The following is a 21,818-nucleotide window of genomic DNA, read 5'->3' as shown; positions in this document are numbered from 1 at the left end:
TATAAATACCAATTCGTGATCACATTTGTACGCCATTATTCGTATCATTCTTGAACTTAATCACACTTTTCGGTAGCATGCGCCGACTCAAGTTTTCGACACCATTCTGATGCTGCTCTTTTAATACTACGGTTTACACTGCAATGTTTGATTAAAACTCAACCTTCCAGTGGCTTGTGCAAATACGAATATGTGTCGGGTTTAACTCATTGCAAAGAGAACTTAAAAACAAACATGTTCGAATTTCCCCAATTTTCTAAGCACTCCGTAAAAAATGATGTGCTATCAGGCTTAACCGTTGCGCTAGCATTGGTTCCTGAAGCTGTCGCATTTGCGTTCGTCGCAGGCGTAGATCCGATGGTCGGTCTTTACGCTGCATTCATCGTTGGTCTTATTACTTCCATTTTCGGTGGTCGTCCTGGCATGATCTCTGGTGCAACAGGTGCCATGGCAGTCGTAATGGTTTCGCTTGTCGCGACTCACGGTGTCCAGTACCTATTCGCAGCCATCATGCTCGCTGGTATTCTTCAAATTGCCGCTGGTATGTTTAAATTGGGTAAGTTCATCCGTATCGTACCTCACCCTGTGATGATCGGTTTTGTGAACGGTCTGGCTATTGTTATCTTCCTAGCTCAGTTGGGTCAGTTTAAAGCGCCAGACATCAATGGCATGCTTACTTGGCTACCACAAGACCAGATGCTGCTAATGCTTGGTTTGGTTGCGCTGACTATGGCAATCATTCACTTTCTACCAAAAATCACAACAGCTGTACCCTCTTCACTTGTTGCGATCGTAACGGTGACGGCTTTAGTGGTTGGCTTGGATCTGGAAACTCGCACTGTTGTTGACTTCCTGCGTACAATGTCTGGTGATGAAGCTGCAACACTCGCAGGTTCACTACCAACCTTCTCTATTCCTGCGGTACCATTTACACTAGAGACACTACAAATCATTCTTCCATACGCGATCATTCTCGCGGCCATTGGTCTAATTGAATCTCTACTAACACTGACAGTTTTAGATGAGATGACGAATACTCGTGGTCAATCTAACCGCGAATGTATCGGTCAAGGTATGGCAAACATGACGTGTTCTGTGTTTGGCGCAATGGGTGGTTGTGCGATGATTGGTCAGTCGATGATCAACGTAAACTCAGGTGGTCGCGGCCGTCTATCTGGTATCGTTGCGGCTATCGCTCTATTGATGTTTATCTTATTCGCTTCTTCGCTAATTGAAATGATCCCACTCGCTGCTCTGGTTGGTGTGATGTTCATGGTTGTCATTGGTACATTCGAATGGGCAACATTTAAGCTAGCACGCCGCGTACCGAAGCAAGACTTCTTCGTTATTGTTCTTGTGACCGTTGTTACTGTTCTTACTGACCTTGCTGTTGCCGTAGCGGTTGGTGTTATCGTTTCTGCATTAATGTTTGCATGGCAACACGCTAAGCACATCTATGCCGACACGTGCTTAAACGAGGAAGGTTCAAAAGAGTACAAGATTCACGGCCCTATTTTCTTTGGCTCTGCGGCTAACTTCCTGGAGTTGTTTAACGCGCCTGAAGATCCAAAAGATGTGATTGTCGATTTTGCAGACTCTCGCGTGACTGATCACTCTGCAATTGAAGCCATTGAAACACTGGCTGAGCGTTACAATGCTCAAGGTAAAACGCTGCACCTTCGTCACCTAAGCCCAGATTGTCGTAAACTTTTGGACAAAGCTGGCAGCTTGGTTGAAATTAACGTGAAGGAAGACCCAAGCTACAAAGTCGCAACCGACATACTAGCGGGTTAACACGAATAAAAAGGGATGAGCTGAGCTCATCCCTTTTTCTATTGTCTTCAAGCACGGCGATTATAGCTTCTTCAAAATTGCGTCTGATGCCTCTTCGATTAAATCAAGCACCAGTTCAAAGCCATCTTCCCCACCATAATATGGGTCCGGGACTTCGTCGTAACCTGACTCAGAATGACTTAAAAATAACGATACTTTGTGTCGATACTTCAACGGACAAATATCCAATAAATCGGCCAAATTTGCTTTATCTGCGGCTAATATAAGGTCAAACTTTTCAAAGTCATCAATGGTGACTTGGCGCGCTTGCATTCCTTTAAAAGAATAACCTCGCTGCTTTCCTGCTGCCATCGCTCTTGAATCTGGTCGGTTTCCTGCGTGGTAGCCAATTGTACCTGCCGAATCAACCTCTACTTCAACGCCTAACTTTTGAGCTTTCGCTCTTAACACTGCCTCTCCAGTTGGTGACCGACAAATGTTTCCCATACAAACAACAAGTATTTTCTTCATTTTATTCCCTGAATTATCGGTGGTTTTTCTTCACGATATGTTGGTCTATCATAGCGAGATAAATCAATGAACCCAAATTAGCTTGGGCACAGCACGAAAAGGAATTGAGGAAGTATTATGTCTATCGAAGAAAATAAAGAAGCACGCCATAAAGCTCGCCAACAAAAAGTCAAAGAACAGGTAGACGCAAAAATCGCTGCTGCTCAAGAGGAAAAAGGTCTGCTACTGATCATTACCGGAAATGGTAAAGGTAAATCGACATCAGGATTCGGTACGATCGCACGCGCAGTGGGTCATGGTTTGAGTTGTGCTGTCGCGCAGTTTATTAAAGGTACTTGGGACAACGGTGAGCGCAACCTACTTGAGAAACTCGGCGTTGAATTCCAAGTAATGGCAACCGGCTTTACATGGGAAACTCAAAACAAAGCCGCTGATACCGAAGCAGCGCAAGGCGTATGGCAAGAATGTAAGCGCATGCTGCAAGACGACTCTATCGATGTCATCTTGTTTGACGAGCTAACTTATATGGTGAGCTACGGCTACATCGACTTAGACGAAGTGGTCGAAGCACTGAGCAACAGACCTAAAATGCAGTCGGTTATTATTACTGGGCGTGGCGCACATCGAACCCTGATTGAAATGGCCGATACCGTTTCTGAAGTGAAAAATGTAAAGCACGCATTTGAATCTGGCGTAAAAGCCCTCAAAGGCGTCGATTGGTAACACTCGCAGAGTAATTTAAAAAGGGTTGGCAAAATGCCAACCCTTTTGATTTTCACGCACGGTTAGTTGAAAAGATTCTTCAATAAACCATCGACCGCATCTTTGGTTTTCTCGTCTTTGATTTTGTCCGTTAGCTTCTCTACGCCACGATCGATTTCTTTCTGAGCTTTCTGCTTCAGAACATCATCGAATACGAGCTTGAATTTAGGTTCTGCCCACTTACCAGACACATTGATTGGAATCGTGATGTCTTTCAGCTCATCTATATCTTTACCGCCCTGGCCTTCTAGGCTGCCTACAACTGACGTGCTGATAGTAAAGTCGACTGTTTCATTGATGTAGTTTGCGGTACCTTTACCACGAACACGTAACAATGGAGACTGAGCTTGCATATTATCCGTTGATACTACACCTTTGTTGAGTTTCAATGTCGCCGTCATCGCACTGAAGTCTGTTTTCTTAGCTTCATTGGTGCCTTCAACTTTTTGCCCTTTAAATTTCGCATAGTTTTCACGAATCAACTGAGCAACGTTGATGCCATTCACCGCACCGTCAGCAAAATTGATAACAACCGTACCAGATAGATTCTTCTTGATACCGGTAGGCGTGAGACTCTTACCTGTAACATTCACATCAATGTTACCTGTCCCTTCAAGTTTGTCGTTTTCAGCAACGTCTATAAGTAGCGGTTGAACTTTCACGCCTTTGATTGACTTTTTAACGCTGTAAGTCGCTGGTGATTGGCGTGCATCTAACTTCGCTGTCGCTGAGATTGAGCCTTGGTACAACTTCGAACTAAATGATGTAAGCTCAAACACGCCACGATTTACAGTGAAGCTCGTTTTTACCGCTTCCATCTTCGCATTTGCCGCTTTGAATTTGTCGATGGTAATGTCACCCTTTACATCTAACGCTTTCAACGCAGACAAATCAGGCTCAACCTCAGGTCCGGCAGGAGCACTCTCGCCACCAGAAGCAGGCTTATTACCTTCGGCAGCTTGCTTATCTAACCCTAAGAACTCATCAAGATCGATATTGGGGCTATGGAGAGCAAAGCGTACTTTAGGAATATCACCGAGTGTCACATCTGCCTTACCATCTAGGGCGATAGCATTCGCTGTTAACTTCTCTAGAACAAAACTCAGATGGTTTTTCGTTAGGTCGAAAGACAGATCAGACACCATGTCGACTTTCATCGGGGACTGAGGTAAGGCATCACCCTCAAAAGTCGATTTAAGAGTTAACTTATCCAACTGTACTTTGCTGATAGCCTTGTCCACGCTAAGTTGACCAGCACCCTGCATATCTAACTTCATACCACCAGCGTCACCCTTAATGGCATAAGTCAGGTTATTTACTTTATCGAATTCAAACGTGTCTAAACCGATCGTTGCCGATTCAATTTTATTGGCAGGGTCAGAGTATGTCGCATCAAAGTTGATGTTCTTTAGCGCGTAGTTTGCCAAACCTTTTTCTAGCTTAAAGTCTGCCTGACCTTTCGCGGTGAACTTTTGGTCGTTCATTTCGCCCTTCACGCCAAAATCAGCCGTTGTCCAGTTGTCAAAAGCGAATTCGGAAAGGTTTAATGAAATATCATAAAGTTTGGTGTAACTACCGGCTTGCTTATCCTGCATTTCTAATGAACCGTTAGAAACAGTAACGCCAGCAAGATTAATACTCCAATCAGAACCAGAAGTTTGCGTTTCACCATTTTGCGTAGGCGCAGCATTGCTCTCTTGTTCTGCTTGTTGTGTTTGGGCTTTCGTCAATGCATCAATATTCTTGCTGCCATCTTTCTTGGTTTCAATGTAGAACTCAGCACCATCAAGCGTGACGTTTCCAATTTCAAGCTGCTGACTAAAAAGTGGCATAACAGAGATGTCTACACCAACGGTATCAACTTTGAATAAATTGGGTTTACTAAAGCCTTGTGGATTTCGCAATTCTGTATGTCCCAACTCAAAGCCAATCGATGGGAAAAATTGCCAACTGATATCCCCTTCAATCACCAACTCTAATCCCGTTTGCTTTTGCGCTTGCTCAACAATAAGGGGTTTAAACTGATTCGGATTGACGAAGATGGTTAACGCTAAAATTGCGACCAAAATGACCACAATCGGTATTGCTAGAATTAAGAGCAGTTTCTTCATTTGTTTTTCCTTGCTCGAGTGTTTTTACAATTATAAGCGCAGACTCCATTTACCGCTGACAGTTCCACAAAAGCGTGAAAAGTGTCTGGTTTTAACCTGCAACTGACTAATTTAAAAACAAAAAAAGAAGTGGCACTTAAGGTGCCACTTCTTCTCCTAAAAATAAAGCGATATAGCCGTCTATAGGCTTAAGCTTTCAAAAGTCTTGCAATGTGAGCTTTTAATACATCAATTGCGATACGGTTTTTACCACCGCGAGGAACAATAATGTCCGCATATTGCTTAGAAGGTTCGATAAACTGCATGAACATCGGACGTACTGTTTGTTGGTATTGCTTAAGAACAGACTCCATAGTTCGGCCTCGTTCTTCCACATCACGCTTAACACGGCGAAGCAAGCAAATATCTAACGGTGTGTCCATAAATACTGTCGCATGCATCAAATCACGAAGACGAGGGTCTGTAAGAAGAAGGATACCTTCTAGAATGATCACCTTTTTAGGTGTCATTGTGGTGGTGTTAATTGTTCTTGTGTGTTCAGTGTAGCTGTACTCAGGCACTTCTACTGCTTCACCACGTACCAATTTTTCTAGGTGCTCACACAGTAGGTCGTGGTCCAACGCACTCGGGTGATCGTAGTTCGTCTTTACTCGCTCTTCCATGCTTAGGTGGCTTTGGTCGTTGTAGTAGCAATCTTCCGTGATGACACCGATTTGATGATCGCCTACTTTCGCGCGAAGCTCATTATAAATAGTGCTCGCGATCAGACTTTTTCCAGAAGCAGAAGCGCCAGCAATACCTACGATGACGCATTGATTATTATCAGACATTAGTTTGCACCCGATGATGATTTCTAGTCACATAAAAAGATAAACTGCCTGATTATAGGGAGTTCACCCCATAGTTACTAGTTGGAATTAGGGTTTAGTCATAAGTTTCTGCCTGCTCAGAGGATTAACCTCCGAGCAAACGTTAAAATGTGCAATTATCAACCAGCAGGCATAGTAAACTTAGTTCACCATTGTAAAGCTAATCGCATCTGGTTTTGCTTTGCCTTGCCAAAACATCGTGCTACATACGCGATCGGCAAGTTGCTTATAATACCCTGCATGCTCACTTTCTGGGCGTCTTGCTACCGTTGGCACGCCAGCGTCAATATCTTCTCTCATAGAGATATGAAGCGGAATTTGTCCTAACAATGCTAAGCCAAATTCTTGCGACATTTTTTCAGCTCCGCCCATACCAAAAATATGCTCTTTCGCGCCACATTGACTACAAATGTGATAACTCATGTTTTCCACAACACCAATAACCGGGACATGGACTTTGTTAAACATTGCCGCTCCCTTCCTTGCATCGGCAAGGGCTAAATCTTGCGGTGTTGTGACTAACACGCTACCTGTTACCGGAATTTGTTGTGACAGCGTCAATTGAATATCCCCCGTACCTGGCGGCATATCAATCACCAAATAATCCAAATCTGGCCAATCTGTTTCAGTTAATAACTGCGACAACGCTTTTGAAGCCATTGGACCGCGCCATATCGCCGCTTCTGATTTATCCACCAAATAACCGATAGAATGAGTATAGATGCCGTGAGCAAAAATGGGTTCCATCCACTTGCCATCACGAACTTCTGGTTTAGCATCTTCTTGCCCCAACATCATAGGTACAGACGGACCATAGATATCTGCATCCAATAATCCCACTTTCGCCCCAGATTGAGCAATTGCCAACGCTAAGTTAACTGCGGTAGTAGATTTACCAACGCCACCTTTCGCAGAACTGACGGCAATGATGTTCTTAACACCCTTAACCGAGTTAGCCACTTGAGTTTCTAAAGCTTTAACTTCAAGGCGAATATTAAATGGGAATTCAGCTACTTTACCCGAGGCTTGCTGCTGTTTGATCCAGTCATGCAGTACGGTTTGAAGCTCATTACTTGCGAATGGCAACGTTATATCAATAGAACCCTGTGTCGTAATCGAAGTTGCGCCATGAATATCTGCCCAGTTTTCCACCAACTGTGGATGTTGGAATTGGTTAAACCAGTGACAAAAATCTTGTTTTGAAGTGAACTGATGCATAAGCCCTCCTTTTAGATGTCATGCTACCACCGTCCAGGCTCAACCAGAACCCCAAAAAAACTAAGGCATTCCGCAGTTTGACACCTTGGAGTTAGTCAGTTCATGGGGTAGTATTATCCATCAAAATTTATTTATACCTATCAAGAAAAGCGAATATTAAGTATGGCAAACGATCCAAAAAACTTTCCGTCAAGGAAAATGCTGGTAACTTGTGCCCTTCCGTACGCTAACGGTTCGATCCACCTTGGTCATATGCTTGAGCATATCCAAGCGGACATTTGGGTTCGTTACCAACGCCTACGCGGCAACACTGTAAACTTCATCTGTGCTGACGATGCTCACGGCACGCCAATCATGCTTAAAGCGCAACAGATGGGTATTACTCCTGAAGAAATGATTGCCGCAGTTAGCGAAGAGCACCAAAAAGACTTCGCTGGATTTGATATCAGCTTTGATAACTACCACAGCACACACTCAGATGAGAACCGTGAGCTAGCGTCACACATTTATCTTGAGTTGAAGAAAAATGGCTTTATCTCTAGTCGTACTATCTCTCAGCTGTTCGATCCAGAAAAAGAGATGTTCTTACCGGACCGTTTCGTAAAAGGTACCTGTCCAAAATGTAAGTCTGAAGACCAATACGGTGACAACTGTGACAACTGTGGTGAGACTTACAGCCCAACAGAACTGATCAATCCTAAATCTGCGGTTTCTGGTGCGACGCCAGTAATGAAAGATTCAGAGCACTTCTTCTTCGACCTACCTCAGTTTGAAAGCATGCTAAAAGAGTGGACTCGCTCTGGCTCGCTACAAGCTGAAACAGCGAACAAAATGCAAGAATGGTTCGAATCTGGTTTGCAGCAATGGGATATCTCACGTGACGCACCATACTTTGGCTTCGAGATCCCTGGTGAGAAAAACAAATTCTTCTACGTGTGGCTAGACGCGCCTATCGGCTACATGGGCTCTTTCAAAAATCTATGTGACAAGCGCGACGACCTAGATTTCGACGAGTATTGGAAAAAAGACAGCTCAGCAGAGCTGTACCACTTCATCGGTAAAGACATCGTTTACTTCCACAGCCTATTTTGGCCAGCAATGCTAGAAGGTTCTGGCTTCCGCAAGCCTAACAACGTATTCGTACACGGTTACGTAACCGTAAACGGCGCAAAAATGTCGAAGTCTAAAGGTACGTTTGTAAAAGCAAGCACTTACCTAGAGCACCTAGACCCTGAGTGTCTACGTTACTACTACGCTGCGAAACTAAACAGCCGTATCGATGATCTAGACCTTAACCTTGAAGACTTCACTCAGCGCGTAAACGCTGACGTTGTTAACAAGATCGTTAACCTGGCATCTCGTAACGCAGGTTTCATCGCGAAACGTTTTGAAGGCAAACTGTCTGACAACTTTGCAGAGCCTGAACTTTACAACGAATTTGTTTCTGCGGCTGACCGTATCGCTGAGCTTTACGAAACGCGTGAGTTTGGTCGTGCAATCCGTGAAATCACGGCATTGGCAGACAAAGCTAACCAATACGTTGATGAAAAAGCACCGTGGGTTGTAGCAAAAGAAGAAGGCAAAGATCAGGAACTACAAGACATCTGTTCTGTCGGTATCAACCTGTTCCGCGTACTGATGACTTACCTGAAACCAGTAATGCCATCGCTAGCTGCGCGTACTGAAGCGTTCCTAAACCAAGAGCTAACTTGGGAAAACATCGCTGCTCCACTAACAGGCCACGAGATCACTAAGTTCAAAGCACTGTTCAACCGTATCGATCCGAAGAATGTTGAAGCGATGATCGAAGCGTCTAAAGAAGATGCGGCGGCAGAAATGGCGGCGAAAGAGAAAGCTGAAGCGGAAAAGAACAAGGCTAGCCAAACCGAGCTAGACAAAGAGCCAATCGCTGAAGAGATTGAGTTCGATGCTTTTGCTGCAGTAGATATGCGTATCGCTCGTATCATCTCTTGTGAAGAAGTACCAAAAGCCAACAAACTGCTTAAGTTCCAATTGGACATCGGTGGTGAAACTCGTCAGGTATTCTCTGGCATCAAGTCAGCTTACAAACCTGAAGAGCTAGAAGGCAAACTAACGGTAATGGTTGCAAACCTAAAACCTCGTAAGATGAAGTTTGGTATGTCTGAAGGTATGATCCTAGCGGCAGGCCCTGGTGGTAGTGACCTGTGGATCCTTGAGCCACACGAAGGCGCTCAACCTGGTATGCGCGTAATGTAAGTATCTTTATTGAAAAGGCTTAACTAAATCAGTTAAGCCTTTTCTCGCAGTTAAGCTTATCGATTAAGCTTGATTGTACTACAAAGAGAATTCTTCTGGACCCCAAGTAATAATCGCGCCACATGCAAGGAAAAGTACAAAGCTGATCGTGACTACAAAAGCGAGAACTCGATCAAATGTCGTTGCGTATTTTAGTATTAACTGATCATCTACAAGTGATACTTTCGCAGGCTTGCCTCGCATTAAAACTGTAGTATACATTGGGAATCTAACCCCCCAGGTATCTCTATCCCAACCGACAGGGCCATGACCATCCTTCGACATCTTTTTCTCAATCCGCTTTACCGATATACGAATAAAAAACAAGGTACTCACTAGCCAAGTGCATCCAACAATAATGTTTACAATATTAAAATAAAACACTTTGTTCCCTTTACTAGGATTTGGCTTTTCAACTAGGCTTGTATTCACCGTTCTACAGAGCCCTGCGCTTAACTGGTTTTCACTCAGTACTCTTCAGGCCCCAACCCCATTACTGCTCCCAAAGCAAGTGCCATCACGAAGCTTATTGTGACAATATACGCAAGCACTCGGTCAAAGACCGTCGCGTACTTTAGAATAAGTTTGTCTTCTACCAGCGATACTTTCGCAGGTTTACCTCGCATCAACACTGAGGCGTACATGGGAAATCTAAAACCCCACCCATTTCTGTCCCAGCCAATTGGATCATGACCATCCTGCAATATTTTTGTCTCAATCCGCTTTGCTGATACACGAATAAAAACCAATGTGCTCAGTAACCATGTCCAACCAACAATCATCACTATAAGATCGAAACAAAACACAACTACTCCTTTAAAACCAATTTACTTTAGAGCTAGTTTCATAGGTTTTTTCTGCTAAACCTTGCCCAAACCAATCACCCATTTTTGCAGCCGCATAACCAGCCCCTAAACCAACACCTATTAATACTACTACTCCAAATGGGCCAGCAGCCAAAGCGACTCCCATTCCAGATACAATCACTTTGGATGTAGTCCAAACGCCAGCAGCGTTGCTCGCACCAAACCCTGCAACTTCCATTGCTGCTCTTTTTTGCCAATTTTCTCCGTTATTCTTGGCATTTCGAACATTGTTAAAGCGAACACCAGCATCAATCATGATGATCTTTTTACCCACAATACTAGAGCTTTGTTCAAGAAATCGAATTGAGCGGATGTTAGCTATAGATGTTAAATGTAACTTAGTTATATCCCTGCCACTTCGCGCGATATTGACAGCCCTATTCGGGTTGCTCCAAATGTTTCCACGGCTACTTTTAACTCGTCCTGCATAATGGGCAAGCTCTTTTGTAAATTTGGCATTCAAAGAACTGTGAGCTTCTTTAACTCTATATCCAAGCTTCACAAGCTCCTTTTTCTGCGCACCACTTCGTGAGGCTGTACGTACATCTAGTAAGGCGTTTTGATATTTGAGCGAAGCTTTCCCGAAATTACTCAATCTGACTTGCTTTTCATTAACAGCAGTAGCGGCAGCACCTACTGCAGTATACTCATCGATTCCCCCCTCCCCATAGTATGATTAGTAGCATCTAAAAAAGGCTTAATCTCTTTTTCATAGAGGAGGGCTACCGCTTGTTAGTTTTCATCGCCAAACTCACGTGTTAGATTGGCTACATTTCTTTTGGTTTCTTGTGACCAACTTTTTACAGTATCAAGAGCACAAGCTATATCAGGTCTCTCGCTACGCAACTTAGCTATGTTGTTCACAGAGCCTTCGTTCAGTATGAAAGGAGTACCTGCGGGAATAAAACTACCAAATATATGTGGGTTGTCCTTACGAAACTGAAGGTACCTATCCTCATCATTTGTATCGATAGGGAGCGTTATCTTTGAGTGAGTACTGAAGCATAGGTCGAATTTATTAGACAAATTAATTACCTCGAACAATCAACAAAATAGACAACTTATATCATATGAAGTGTTCGAGTATTTTAATTTCTAAACATTGTGACTTGAATCAGACTACAAAAAGTAATCAATATGTAACTCACAAAGAATAACGCGTACACCAAGCATCGACACCGAATAATCAACCATATTCACAAATTTGGTGAATCCATGCACCAACAACGACCATTCAAAAAGAACATTCAATATAACCAATTGTTTAAATTGAGTTTTTGTTTGGCATCAAAACTGCAATCTTCCTTGTTAGGTCCAAACACTAACAAGGAGTTGGTTATGTTTGTTTTGATTTCCACACTATTGTCCATCGCTATTTTAGCCGGAATATATCACTTATCTTCTAAACGAGAGCAGCAACATGCGCGCAAATATCAGCTGTTAACATTGTTGCGAGATGTTGTTCACCTTCTGAGACACCACCGAGCTGCTACTCACTACTCGCTTCAATTCCAACAAAACGATCAACAAAAATTGGACGCTCTTCATGATGCTCTGACTAACAAGCTGCATCTTTTAGTCGAAACATCACGGTTTGAAAACAAACCCATGTATCGCGTATTACAGATTAAAGTAGGGAAACTACTTGAACAATGGAATGACCATAGTGTTGCAAGAAACCAGATGGAGCATGGTAAGTTAATTCGTCATTGCTTGTTTTTGATGGATGAAGTAACCATCGCATGGCTAGCGGTTGAGCAAAGAGATGACTTGCATAATGAGTATCACATGAACTGGCAAAACATTATGGATAGCTTGGAGACCCTGACTCAGTTACGAATCAGCATTCAAGATTTAGGAGAACAAGGCGGAAATGAGCGTTTCAAAAACTATGCATCGGTCATGATGCGTAAGCTAAACCAACTAGCGGTTATCGCTCCACTTAGCATTACCTCTCCTGCTTCCACGCGCTCAATACAGACGCTAAATGAATACGTGACAGGGAGTCATGTCGACTTAACAGAAGCAGAGCTTTATGGCGTCACATCGGACTTGTCATTGACCATCTTCAATACTTACGACCATGTCCTTTCAGATGTCGTAGAGTCATTATATCTACCGTTACCCAGACTCTCGCTAGCAGGATAAACGTTCCATGCCTTATTATTGGTGCTTGGTTCGTCGCCGACTTATAAATAAAAACAAAAAAACCGCAGGCCTAAGGCACTGCGGTTTTCGTTTATTCAACTTGTCAGCGCTTAGCTGTCGTCTTCCGTGAAGTTCGTTGGTAATTGCTTTTTCATTTCGTTCCAGATCAACGCACTTTCCATACCATAATGACGAATCACTACTGGTAGTTGCTCACGCTGGCCACTTTCACAAGTTTCGAGCAATTGATGGTAAAACTTCAGAGCTAGCTCACGAGAAGCTGGATTTGAGAAGTAGTAGCTACCGACACGATCGTAGAGCTTCTTCAAACCATTAAAGATCAAACCGTAAATTTGATTTCCTGAATGGAATGCTAGGCGCTGGAAAAGCATATAATCGTAAAAGTTGAACGTTTTAGCAATCAAGATTTCTTGACGCTTCGCTTCATCTTTCTCGTTATCTTCTTTCACATTCTGCAGAACTTTTTCAGCATACGGCGAAGAAGCGATGAATTCGTCCCAGGAAGCCGCATTCATTAAAGCTTCACAAGATTCGATTACGTTCTTAATTGTACGCTCAGAGCTCTCTTTGTTCGCTTTAAATGCATAGCGCATAAAGATAGGACTGATGTTAGTACGTGCCGCAAGCAGATCTTCTACAATGTTTGTCGCATTATCAACGTCTAGCGTCATTAAAGTATCCAAAATATGCAGGCCAGAGGTCTCCATAAATTGGTTAACTTTCGTAGGTTTGCCGTGCTGGATAGTCAGCCATCCATCACGGGCTAGTCGTTGAAGAACCTCTCTTAAAGTCGTTCGAGTAACACCAATCAGTTCGGACAGCTCGCGCTCAGCAGGTAAAATTGAGCCTGGAGGAAAACGGCCGTTCCAAATGCTCTCGATAATATATTTTTCTGCGAATCCCGCAGGGCTTTTCGCCTTTATGACCATTCTACTTTTTATCCAATATTGATTTCTGAGGGTCGATACTACTCATCATACCACTACTTAGCGGTTTGAGAAAATTTACGATCAATAGTGGAAACGACTCCATAACATAGAGTTAATACTCTATATGTTGTGTCAATTTAAGAGGCTCTAACATGCGAGCGAAAGCAGTAAAATATGAATTTTCATTTAATTAAACAGCTCACAAATCTCGGAGAAATAAAGACAACCGTGTCACATTTTTATATTCAAAATATGAAAAATTACTTTGTATATCACAGTTAATATTCTTTCTTAATTTGCCTTTTCTCGTCACTGACCGTCATTTAAAATCCAAGAGGATTTTTTTAAGACTTTCATGGTATAGTAACGCCGTTTTGATCGCGTTATTACATTTAAAAAGTCATTTTAGTCGGTAGCATCACGTTTTGTTATTGACTAATAAATGCCTGAGTGTAGAGTTTGCGGTCGAAAGTGAGCGGTGCTTGAGTTCAGGGGAAGTAACTTGGCAAGACTACAATAAACAAAGGATTGTTGTTTTACTAAGTTATTGTTTTTAAAGACTAGTTAATAAGTCTAACAAACAGATACTTAAGCACTATTGTAGTGTCTATTCATAATTTTGTTATAAAGAGAATTATCATGCCGATATCGCTCGGAAACGCTTTTATCAAGAACTTCCTTGGTAAAGCGCCTGATTGGTACAAAGTTGCCATTATAGCCTTCTTAATAATTAACCCGATTGTATTCTTCCTAATAAACCCATTTGTAGCTGGATGGTTGTTGGTCGCTGAATTTATTTTCACGCTAGCAATGGCATTAAAATGCTACCCATTACAACCTGGCGGTTTACTTGCTATTGAAGCCATTGCTATCGGCATGACTAGCCCTGCGCAAGTTAAGCACGAATTAGTAGCAAATATCGAAGTACTGCTACTTCTGGTATTTATGGTTGCGGGCATCTACTTCATGAAGCAGCTATTGCTGTTCATTTTTACCAAAATTTTACTTGGCATTCGCTCTAAAACCCTACTATCACTCGCGTTCTGCTTTGCTGCGGCATTTTTGTCTGCATTTTTGGATGCCTTGACGGTTATCGCCGTTGTTATCAGCGTGGCGATCGGCTTTTACTCTATCTATCACAAAGTAGCGTCTGGTAACCCTATCGGTGACCATGACCATACACAAGATGACACGATCACTGAACTAACGCGTGATGACTTAGAAAACTATCGTGCCTTTTTGCGCTCTTTGTTGATGCATGCTGGTGTAGGTACTGCCTTAGGTGGCGTAACCACGATGGTTGGTGAACCTCAAAACTTAATTATTGCAGACCAAGCGGGTTGGTTATTTGGTGAATTCCTAATCCGTATGTCTCCAGTGACACTACCTGTATTTTTCTGTGGTCTCATCACTTGTGCTTTAGTTGAAAAGCTTAAAGTGTTTGGCTACGGCGCGAAGCTTCCTAATAACGTTCGTCAGATCCTCGTCGATTTTGACCGTGAAGAGCGTAAAACGCGAACAAATCAAGATGTCGCAAAACTCTGGGTTCAAGGTCTTATTGCGGTTTGGTTGATCGTTGCACTCGCTTTGCACTTAGCGGCTGTCGGCTTAATTGGCCTTTCTGTGATCATTTTAGCGACCGCATTTACTGGTGTCATTGAAGAGCACTCCATGGGGAAAGCGTTTGAAGAGGCCCTGCCCTTCACTGCACTGCTTGCTGTATTTTTCTCGATCGTTGCTGTAATCATTGATCAAGAGCTGTTTAAACCAGTCATCGATGCGGTGCTTGCCGTTGAAGATAAAGGTACTCAGCTAGCTCTGTTCTATGTGGCGAATGGCTTGTTATCTATGGTGTCGGATAACGTGTTCGTTGGTACGGTTTACATCAATGAAGTAAAAACTGCACTCATTGAGGGCCTCATTACTCGTGATCAGTTCGACTTACTGGCGGTGGCAATCAATACTGGTACTAACCTGCCTTCTGTTGCAACGCCAAACGGTCAAGCGGCATTCCTATTCTTACTCACATCGGCTCTCGCTCCATTAATTCGTCTGTCTTACGGTCGAATGGTTATCATGGCGCTGCCTTACACCGTCGTTCTTGCGATTGTCGGTCTAATGGGAATCATGTTCTTCCTAGAGCCTGCAACCGCTTCTTTCTACGAAGCTGGTTGGATTTTACCTCATAGTGGTGATCTGACTCCCGTAGTATCCGGTGGTCACTAAAATTTGAGTTGATTAGGAAACTTATCCACGATAAAAAGCTCTGAGTATTCAGAGCTTTTTCTATTTCAGACAGGAACAAAAACGTGACTATTTTAAATTCACTTAACCAGTTTTCAAAGGGACGTTTATCGTGGCTACTGCTTCTGCTATTCGTCGTTTTCTTTGAAGCATGTGCCCTCTATTTTCAGCACGTCATGATGCTTGCACCATGTGTCATGTGTATTTATGAAAGAGTCGCGATGATGGGAGTGGGCGTCGCTGCAATGGTTGGTATATTGGCACCCAAGAACCCAATTTTCCGCTGGCTAGGTTTGATAGGCTGGGGATTAAGTGCTTACAAGGGTTTGTTACTTGCGATGCAGCACGTTGACTACCAGTTTAATCCATCACCATTCGCGACTTGCGATTTATTCGTCACATTCCCTAGCTGGGCTCCGCTCAATCAGTGGGTTCCTTGGATGTTTGAAGCATATGGTGATTGCTCTAAGGTTGTATGGCAGTTCCTTGATTTATCAATGCCACAATGGTTAGTCGTAATTTTTGCAGGCAATTTAATCGCTTTGGCATTAATTGTAATTGCACAATTCTTCCCTGCAAAACGCGTTAATCCAATTCGTTAATCCTACTGACGCGTAAATATTAACAAAAAGCCGACCATCTGGTCGGCTTTTTGTTAAGTGGATAGCGCGGCGATTCGATTTAGCCGCGTGATTGACCACAGCACTGCTTGAATTTTTTTCCGCTCTCACAAGGACAGGGATCATTGCGCCCGATACCTTTGAATGGGTTTAGGCTTTGAGCTTTATTGCCTACCATCAACTCATCCGCGCCCAGCGCGACTTCACCGACCATTAAATCAAGCTGATCGACTAAATCTGTCAGGGCCGGTGGCGTTTCAATACCTGCGTCGCGCATCTGTTGCTGCGTTGCTGGCTCATCGATAGCCAGCATCAAAGTGGTCAGTAATGCTTGCAGCATACGCTGTAACCCATCATTGAGCTCAACGTCTTGCCATTGTTCTTCAATCATTGGCCAAACAGACATAAAGCCTTCGGCAAAATCAGCAAGTTGTTCAGGTTCTTTGCCTGTTAGCTCTAGCACGGAATATTCGTTTCGTTGAATTCGGTTATGCTGCTTGTGAATTTGCTCTTCCACAGCTGGTTGAATCGCTTTGAATCCCTCACCTAATAGCGGCTCTAACCACTTTTCAGGAGCGAGTGGTTTTGTCGTCAGATTCGCAGCTAACACTGCGCCTTCGATAAATAGGCAAGATTCATCGACGTGAACTTCACCTTTTTCAATCAATGTGTATTGCATGACATCTGGTTTCCCATAAATTTGGCGGCATTATACCTCAGAGCTCAAAAGCAAGTAACCTAACGTTGTGTGTTTGACGGCATTGGGCGCTTCGAGTCTTTTAATGACAAACTTAACTTACATCGCTACAATCGCCCTCCTTTTTACCACCAAACTGTATTAGGCAAGCTATGCGAGTTGTACTAGGCCCAATGGAAGGCGTTTTAGATCATTTGATGCGCCAAATCCTGACCGAGATAAACGACTATGACCTGTGTGTTACGGAGTTTGTTCGCGTAATCGACCAGCTATTACCCGATCATGTGTTTCACCGTTTATGCCCAGAGCTGTTGCAAGGTTCTCAGACTGCATCTGGTGTGCCAGTACATGTGCAATTGTTGGGACAAGAACCGAACTGGATGGCTGAGAACTCAATTAAAGCGGCAAACCTTGGCGCCAGAGGTATTGATATAAACTTTGGTTGCCCAGCCAAAATGGTCAACAAAAGTAAAGGTGGAGCAGCGCTACTCCAACATCCAGAGCTCATTCACCGTGTGGTTAAAGCTTGTCGAGAAGCCGTTCCAGAAGCCATTCCCGTAACTGCAAAAATTCGTCTTGGCTGGGAGAACCCTGAAGATTGCTTTGAAATTGTCGATGCCATTCAGTCTGCTGGCGCAAATGAACTGACCGTACACGCACGTACTAAACAAGGTGGTTATAAAGCTTCTGAGATAAAATGGGATTACATCAACCAAATTCGTGAACGTTTTGATATCCCACTGATTGCGAATGGCGAAATTTGGAATTATGAAGACGGTCAACGTTGCATTGAAACGACTGGCGTTAACTCTTTGATGGTGTGCCGAGGCGCTTTCAATATCCCTAACTTAGGCAATATGGTAAAACATAACCACCAGCCAATGTCATGGCCCGAGGTGGTTGAGTTGCTCATCTATTATTCCAAGTTTGAGATGAAAGGCGATAAAGGCTTGTATTACCCAAACCGCGTAAAACAATGGTTCTCTTACTTACGTCAGGCTTATCCTGAAGCAAAAGACCTATTTAGAGAAATCAGAACGTTCAACAAAGCCGCACCAATTGTTGAGCATATTCAACGCTACCGCGATGACTTAAACTCTCAGGTTGCATAACTCCCGAACACAAAAAAGGACGAATATCTCGTCCTTTTTTGTATCTAAATCCTAGTAACAGATCTTATTTTTGCCGGTACTTTTGGCTTGATATAACTTTTCATCCGCCGCTTTAAACAATTCATCAAAGTTTTCTACTCGGCTCTCTTTACTAAACACCACACCGCCAGAGATCGTAAAGCCTTCTTTCGTTACGCGTGTCGAGCGCTCATCTATGGCCTTTTTTACTCTGTCTAAAATGAGTTTAATGCCCTCTGAATCTTCGTCATAAATCGCTAAAACGAACTCTTCGCCACCAAACCTTGAGGCAACATCGGTATGGCGAATATTTTCACGTATACATTTTGCAACAAGCTGAATTGCAGAATCACCGACATCATGACCATAGGTGTCGTTGATCTTCTTGAAGTTATCAATATCGAACACTGCTAAAGCAACCTGTTTTTTTGTCATCTTATTACGCCACACGGTTTGCATACCTCGACGATTCAATAAGCTGGTCATTGGGTCTCTTGCTGCCAGTTCTTTAAAGTAGCGTCGCTCGCTATGCATATTCACATAGAACAAGACGACGGTACTCAACACGTAAATAAATAGTGCGACAATAAGGCTGTATTTTTCAAAAACCGCTAGGTTCTTAGCTTCATCCCAAAGGTTGTACTCGTAGTACATGCTGTGATTCGCACTCAATCGCTCTAATTCGACTGGTTTGATTCGTGTACTGTTTGAAGGAATGGATTGTAAATTGGAAACCAAATGAAACTGACCTACAAGACCTAGCGACGAAGCCATAAGCGTATTGATGTCAAAATCAATAGATAAAACACCTTGATGTTCTCCTTTCTCATAGACGGGTACCGTCATACTAATGACTTGACCTTCCATCGAGTCCAACACAGGCCCTGGTCCAGCCAAGGTAATGTTCACTTTATCTTGCGCGGTTTTTTGCCAAAAAGGTCGGGCTTTTAGCGTTGACAAAAGCTCTCTCGTGAAATTTTTTGCGTAGGTATCGGGTGAGGAGATAACGTAACCGCGCTTGTCAATGTAATGGATTCCAACAATGTGCGATTCAATATCGTGCAGAAATGACAAGGACGGCGCAAAACCCGCCTTTTGTTCAGCTAACTGGTTAATCGTTGAACCTTGCTGGCATAAGCTTTCGTCCCCTACGATCATATAATCAAGGTCAACCGCAGGTAACCCTTCACTGTAAACACTTTCGAGTAATAACACATCTATAGGCCAAAGATAACAAAGCCCTTCTTTGACTAAAGAATTATGTTCTTCAAACAGTGGGTTAGCGTAATTGGTATAGTTGGTGAAGCTGTAATCTAAAGCCGTGAGCACTTTGATACCGCGAGACATTGCACGCTCGATACGCGAGTACTCTGAATCGATATAGCGGTTAACCGCATCATAGTAATTTTTCGTTGTAACGAGTAAAACCACTACAAATAGTGCCAGAGGAAAAAAGATGACAAATGAGAGGCTAAATCGCCTTTGGTTTACCATTGAGTACCATGCATATGAAAGGTCAATAGTCTCTTATGACTGCTATTAAATTGATACTCGTTATCTGGTAACGCATGCAATGCAGCACCAGATAACAAGAGACCAAACAAATGTGTGCGCGCTGTTTGAGACCGTTTATATATTAAAGGAGTTTAATCAATATAGAGTGTGGTGTCACTTTAGTCGCCATAATTTGCAGCTCTGTGCCGACATATTGACAGAGATATGACCTTTATAATCAACCTGTTCTGTGTCATCTAACAACGATATAACTTGGCTAACCTCCAAGCCCAGTTGCCACATAGGTAAATCGATTGAACATTCATTACCACTGAGATTAATCATAACAACGACTGCTTCACGACCCAGTACACGTGCGTACGCCAACTGGTTGTTAGTGCAATGCAGCCATTGAATACAGCCCGACTGTAAAGGCTTACATTGTTTACGTATCTTGATCCATTGTTGGTAAAGCGATAGCCATTGTGAACTTTCAATTTCATTCCAAGGAAAACAACGACGATTATCCGGGTCTAGCCCTCCTTCTAGACCGACTTCACTCCCATAGTAAATACAAGGCGTGCCAACGTAAGTCATAAGCATTGCTAGCGCGATGTTCATTTTACGCTTATCACCATCAACCAATGTGATAAACCGAGCAGTATCGTGACTATAGAGTTGATTTAGCTGCGATAGCTGATTCGAAAATGGGATTTTTGCTCTGGCTTCGTCCAACCATACTTTAAACTCCAAACCATCAATGTTGATTGGATCGTACATAATGTCTTGTCGTGCGATAAAAACTCGGACTGGATGAGCAAAACCGTAGTAGTTCATCGCCCCATCCTCTTGATCACCTTGCAACCACTGCGTTGCTTCAAAAAAGTGCTCACCTAACACATAAGCATTCGGGTTTACTGACTTAGTTGCATGACGAAACGCTGCCACATAATGAGCATTGTTTTTCGCGCCGTCCCCTTCGCCAAGCATATGGATTACATCAAACCGCCAGCCATCAACCAAGTACGGTGGCTTCAGCCAATACTTGATGACAGAATCTTCACTTTGGTAGATGTAGTCGCGCACCTGTTCATTTTCGAAGTTCAGAACCGGTAAGTTACCAATGCCTTTCCAACCAATGTAGTGATTGGTTTCGCCTTCGAAAAAGTAGTAATCACGGAACTTTGACTGCGGATTGCCATACGCTCCTTCTCCTTTTTGTTGGATATCAAACCAAGGATGATGCACTGACGTGTGGTTAAACACCGCGTCTAAGACAATCTTCATATTCTTACCACGGATTTTCTCACACAGTTCAGCAAACTGATCATTGGTGCCGAACATAGGGTCAACAGTGAAGTAATCGGTGGTGTCGTATTTATGATTACTTGGTGAAGAAAAGATCGGATTAAAATAAAGCGCAGTAACGCCGAGCTGTTCAAGATAGTCCAACTTTTGCTCCACACCTTTGAGGTCGCCGCCAAAGAATTCACGTGCCCCGGTATTTTGGTGAGAGCCTACCGCATCTCCCCACACCTTGACGATCGATGCAGAATCATACTGAGCATAAGCGTGGCGAATATCAGACTCACTTTTACTAGCAGAAAAACGGTCAGGAAAGATTTGATAGAAAACTTGCTCTTGGACCCAGCTTGGTGGTTGATGCTCTACATTCAACTTAAAGTGGAACTCTTTGGGTGGAATACGCTTTTGTACGCCTCGTGCATCGAGCCAGTATTGTTGTCCGTCTTTGAGGAGCTTAAACACATAATGTGTGACATCTCGATCTTGATTTGGTCGAAACGATGCCTCCCATAGTAATAATTCACCAGCTGTTCCTACTTGAGCCATGTCGACCAGATATTCTTCATTGTCCGGCTCAATACGCACATAGACGGAATCAAAATCCAATGTCTCGGTTTTCAGCCTGACTGTAACTTGCTCGTCATTACAAGCTAAACCATCAATAGTTTGACTATGAAAAATAAATGGCAGGTTCATTATGGGCACTCCTCGTCATCGGATATGCCACTATGTTATTGAAGAATTAGAGACAAGAAATCCTCCCTGCGAGTTGACATATCAGCCAATTTTCCCATGGAGGATCACACTTAGTAGGCGTAGTGAC

The 21,818-nt window shown here is 43.2% G+C and carries 18 protein-coding genes; 7 read left to right on the top strand and 11 right to left on the bottom strand.

The genetic code is table 11. The annotated features are described in order from the left end of the window. Positions 1–234: 234 nt before the first annotated feature. Positions 235–1,794 carry a SulP family inorganic anion transporter gene (locus J4N43_RS05310; protein WP_005380840.1) on the top strand — a complete coding sequence of 520 codons (1,560 nt, stop codon included), beginning with the start codon at positions 235–237 and terminating at the stop codon, positions 1,792–1,794. Positions 1,795–1,854: 60 nt separating this feature from the next. Here the strand turns inward: J4N43_RS05310 and J4N43_RS05305 are convergent, their stop codons facing one another. Next, entirely contained in the window at positions 1,855–2,304 is a 450-nt protein-coding gene (locus tag J4N43_RS05305; protein WP_025767219.1) for a low molecular weight protein-tyrosine-phosphatase, read from the bottom strand. Between the two features lie 117 nt (positions 2,305–2,421). Between J4N43_RS05305 and cobO the strand changes: the two genes are divergently transcribed. Then, entirely contained in the window at positions 2,422–3,027 is a 606-nt protein-coding gene (gene cobO / locus J4N43_RS05300) for a cob(I)yrinic acid a,c-diamide adenosyltransferase (protein ID WP_062730506.1), read from the top strand. A gap of 62 nt (positions 3,028–3,089) precedes the next feature. On the opposite strand, the gene J4N43_RS05295 is transcribed toward cobO, so the two are convergent. From J4N43_RS05295 to apbC, 3 genes are all read right to left on the bottom strand, one after another. After that, positions 3,090–5,177, bottom strand: coding sequence for an AsmA family protein (locus tag J4N43_RS05295; protein WP_062730505.1), 2,088 nt, complete (start codon positions 5,175–5,177; stop codon positions 3,090–3,092). A 188-nt stretch (positions 5,178–5,365) separates the two neighbouring features. Beyond that, positions 5,366–6,007, bottom strand: a complete 642-nt coding sequence (gene udk, locus J4N43_RS05290) for a uridine kinase (protein ID WP_005380833.1) — start codon at positions 6,005–6,007, stop codon at positions 5,366–5,368. 180 nt (positions 6,008–6,187) lie between these two features. After that, positions 6,188–7,264 (bottom strand): iron-sulfur cluster carrier protein ApbC, encoded by a 1,077-nt coding sequence (apbC, locus tag J4N43_RS05285; RefSeq protein ID WP_252094159.1) that lies wholly within the window; start codon positions 7,262–7,264, stop codon positions 6,188–6,190. Positions 7,265–7,426: 162 nt separating this feature from the next. Here apbC and metG point away from each other — a divergent pair, with 162 nt between their 5' ends. Continuing rightward, a complete protein-coding gene (gene metG, locus J4N43_RS05280; RefSeq protein WP_062730503.1) occupies positions 7,427–9,502 on the top strand; it encodes a methionine--tRNA ligase in 2,076 nt (691 codons plus the stop codon). Positions 9,503–9,580: 78 nt separating this feature from the next. On the opposite strand, the gene J4N43_RS05275 is transcribed toward metG, so the two are convergent. The 3 genes from J4N43_RS05275 to J4N43_RS05265 form a co-directional block, all read right to left on the bottom strand. Further along, complete coding sequence (locus J4N43_RS05275) at positions 9,581–9,826, bottom strand: hypothetical protein (protein ID WP_226975267.1); 246 nt, start codon at positions 9,824–9,826, stop codon at positions 9,581–9,583. Between the two features lie 182 nt (positions 9,827–10,008). Next, a complete protein-coding gene (locus tag J4N43_RS05270; RefSeq protein WP_062730501.1) occupies positions 10,009–10,347 on the bottom strand; it encodes a hypothetical protein in 339 nt (112 codons plus the stop codon). 10 nt (positions 10,348–10,357) lie between these two features. After that, a complete protein-coding gene (locus J4N43_RS05265) occupies positions 10,358–11,002 on the bottom strand; it encodes a hypothetical protein (RefSeq protein ID WP_225452447.1) in 645 nt (214 codons plus the stop codon). A gap of 743 nt (positions 11,003–11,745) precedes the next feature. Here J4N43_RS05265 and J4N43_RS05260 point away from each other — a divergent pair. Further along, positions 11,746–12,555 carry a hypothetical protein gene (locus J4N43_RS05260; protein WP_017821380.1) on the top strand — a complete coding sequence of 270 codons (810 nt, stop codon included), beginning with the start codon at positions 11,746–11,748 and terminating at the stop codon, positions 12,553–12,555. Positions 12,556–12,665: 110 nt separating this feature from the next. On the opposite strand, the gene fadR is transcribed toward J4N43_RS05260, so the two are convergent. Further along, positions 12,666–13,505, bottom strand: coding sequence for a fatty acid metabolism transcriptional regulator FadR (fadR, locus tag J4N43_RS05255; RefSeq protein ID WP_005380824.1), 840 nt, complete (start codon positions 13,503–13,505; stop codon positions 12,666–12,668). A gap of 639 nt (positions 13,506–14,144) precedes the next feature. Between fadR and nhaB the strand changes: the two genes are divergently transcribed. Both nhaB and dsbB read left to right on the top strand, forming a co-directional pair. After that, positions 14,145–15,731 carry a Na(+)/H(+) antiporter NhaB gene (gene nhaB, locus J4N43_RS05250; protein ID WP_005380822.1) on the top strand — a complete coding sequence of 529 codons (1,587 nt, stop codon included), beginning with the start codon at positions 14,145–14,147 and terminating at the stop codon, positions 15,729–15,731. Between the two features lie 83 nt (positions 15,732–15,814). Continuing rightward, positions 15,815–16,351 carry a disulfide bond formation protein DsbB gene (gene dsbB / locus J4N43_RS05245; RefSeq protein WP_017821379.1) on the top strand — a complete coding sequence of 179 codons (537 nt, stop codon included), beginning with the start codon at positions 15,815–15,817 and terminating at the stop codon, positions 16,349–16,351. A gap of 79 nt (positions 16,352–16,430) precedes the next feature. Here dsbB and J4N43_RS05240 read toward each other — a convergent pair whose 3' ends face one another. Continuing rightward, a complete protein-coding gene (locus J4N43_RS05240; protein ID WP_005380818.1) occupies positions 16,431–17,048 on the bottom strand; it encodes a YecA family protein in 618 nt (205 codons plus the stop codon). A gap of 170 nt (positions 17,049–17,218) precedes the next feature. On the opposite strand from J4N43_RS05240, the gene dusC reads away from it, so the two are divergent. Continuing rightward, the gene (gene dusC, locus J4N43_RS05235; RefSeq protein WP_062730500.1) at positions 17,219–18,178 is read left to right on the top strand and encodes a tRNA dihydrouridine(16) synthase DusC; all 960 of its coding nucleotides are present in this window, start codon (positions 17,219–17,221) and stop codon (positions 18,176–18,178) included. A 51-nt stretch (positions 18,179–18,229) separates the two neighbouring features. Here dusC and J4N43_RS05230 read toward each other — a convergent pair whose 3' ends face one another. Next, positions 18,230–19,690 (bottom strand): sensor domain-containing diguanylate cyclase, encoded by a 1,461-nt coding sequence (locus J4N43_RS05230; protein ID WP_005380815.1) that lies wholly within the window; start codon positions 19,688–19,690, stop codon positions 18,230–18,232. Positions 19,691–19,864: 174 nt separating this feature from the next. After that, entirely contained in the window at positions 19,865–21,691 is a 1,827-nt protein-coding gene (malZ, locus tag J4N43_RS05225) for a maltodextrin glucosidase (RefSeq protein ID WP_158159714.1), read from the bottom strand. Positions 21,692–21,818: the final 127 nt, after the last annotated feature.

This window comes from Vibrio sp. SCSIO 43009 (genome assembly GCF_023716525.1).
Taxonomy (GTDB): Bacteria; Pseudomonadota; Gammaproteobacteria; order Enterobacterales; family Vibrionaceae; genus Vibrio; species Vibrio alginolyticus.
This window is presented reverse-complemented; position numbering and strand designations above follow the sequence as displayed.

Excerpts from the sequence above, each read along its gene's own strand:
- apbC (WP_252094159.1), bottom strand. The coding sequence starts at position 7,264 with ATGCATCAGTTCACTTCAAAACAAGATTTTTGTCACTGGTTTAACCAA.
- udk (WP_005380833.1), bottom strand. The coding sequence starts at position 6,007 with ATGTCTGATAATAATCAATGCGTCATCGTAGGTATTGCTGGCGCTTCT.
- metG (WP_062730503.1), top strand. The coding sequence starts at position 7,427 with ATGGCAAACGATCCAAAAAACTTTCCGTCAAGGAAAATGCTGGTAACT.
- J4N43_RS05305 (WP_025767219.1), bottom strand. The coding sequence starts at position 2,304 with ATGAAGAAAATACTTGTTGTTTGTATGGGAAACATTTGTCGGTCACCA.
- J4N43_RS05240 (WP_005380818.1), bottom strand. The coding sequence starts at position 17,048 with ATGCAATACACATTGATTGAAAAAGGTGAAGTTCACGTCGATGAATCT.
- J4N43_RS05295 (WP_062730505.1), bottom strand. The coding sequence starts at position 5,177 with ATGAAGAAACTGCTCTTAATTCTAGCAATACCGATTGTGGTCATTTTG.
- J4N43_RS05230 (WP_005380815.1), bottom strand. The coding sequence starts at position 19,690 with ATGGTAAACCAAAGGCGATTTAGCCTCTCATTTGTCATCTTTTTTCCT.
- nhaB (WP_005380822.1), top strand. The coding sequence starts at position 14,145 with ATGCCGATATCGCTCGGAAACGCTTTTATCAAGAACTTCCTTGGTAAA.
- J4N43_RS05260 (WP_017821380.1), top strand. The coding sequence starts at position 11,746 with ATGTTTGTTTTGATTTCCACACTATTGTCCATCGCTATTTTAGCCGGA.
- dusC (WP_062730500.1), top strand. The coding sequence starts at position 17,219 with ATGCGAGTTGTACTAGGCCCAATGGAAGGCGTTTTAGATCATTTGATG.
- malZ (WP_158159714.1), bottom strand. The coding sequence starts at position 21,691 with ATGAACCTGCCATTTATTTTTCATAGTCAAACTATTGATGGTTTAGCT.
- J4N43_RS05310 (WP_005380840.1), top strand. The coding sequence starts at position 235 with ATGTTCGAATTTCCCCAATTTTCTAAGCACTCCGTAAAAAATGATGTG.
- cobO (WP_062730506.1), top strand. The coding sequence starts at position 2,422 with ATGTCTATCGAAGAAAATAAAGAAGCACGCCATAAAGCTCGCCAACAA.
- J4N43_RS05275 (WP_226975267.1), bottom strand. The coding sequence starts at position 9,826 with ATGTCGAAGGATGGTCATGGCCCTGTCGGTTGGGATAGAGATACCTGG.
- fadR (WP_005380824.1), bottom strand. The coding sequence starts at position 13,505 with ATGGTCATAAAGGCGAAAAGCCCTGCGGGATTCGCAGAAAAATATATT.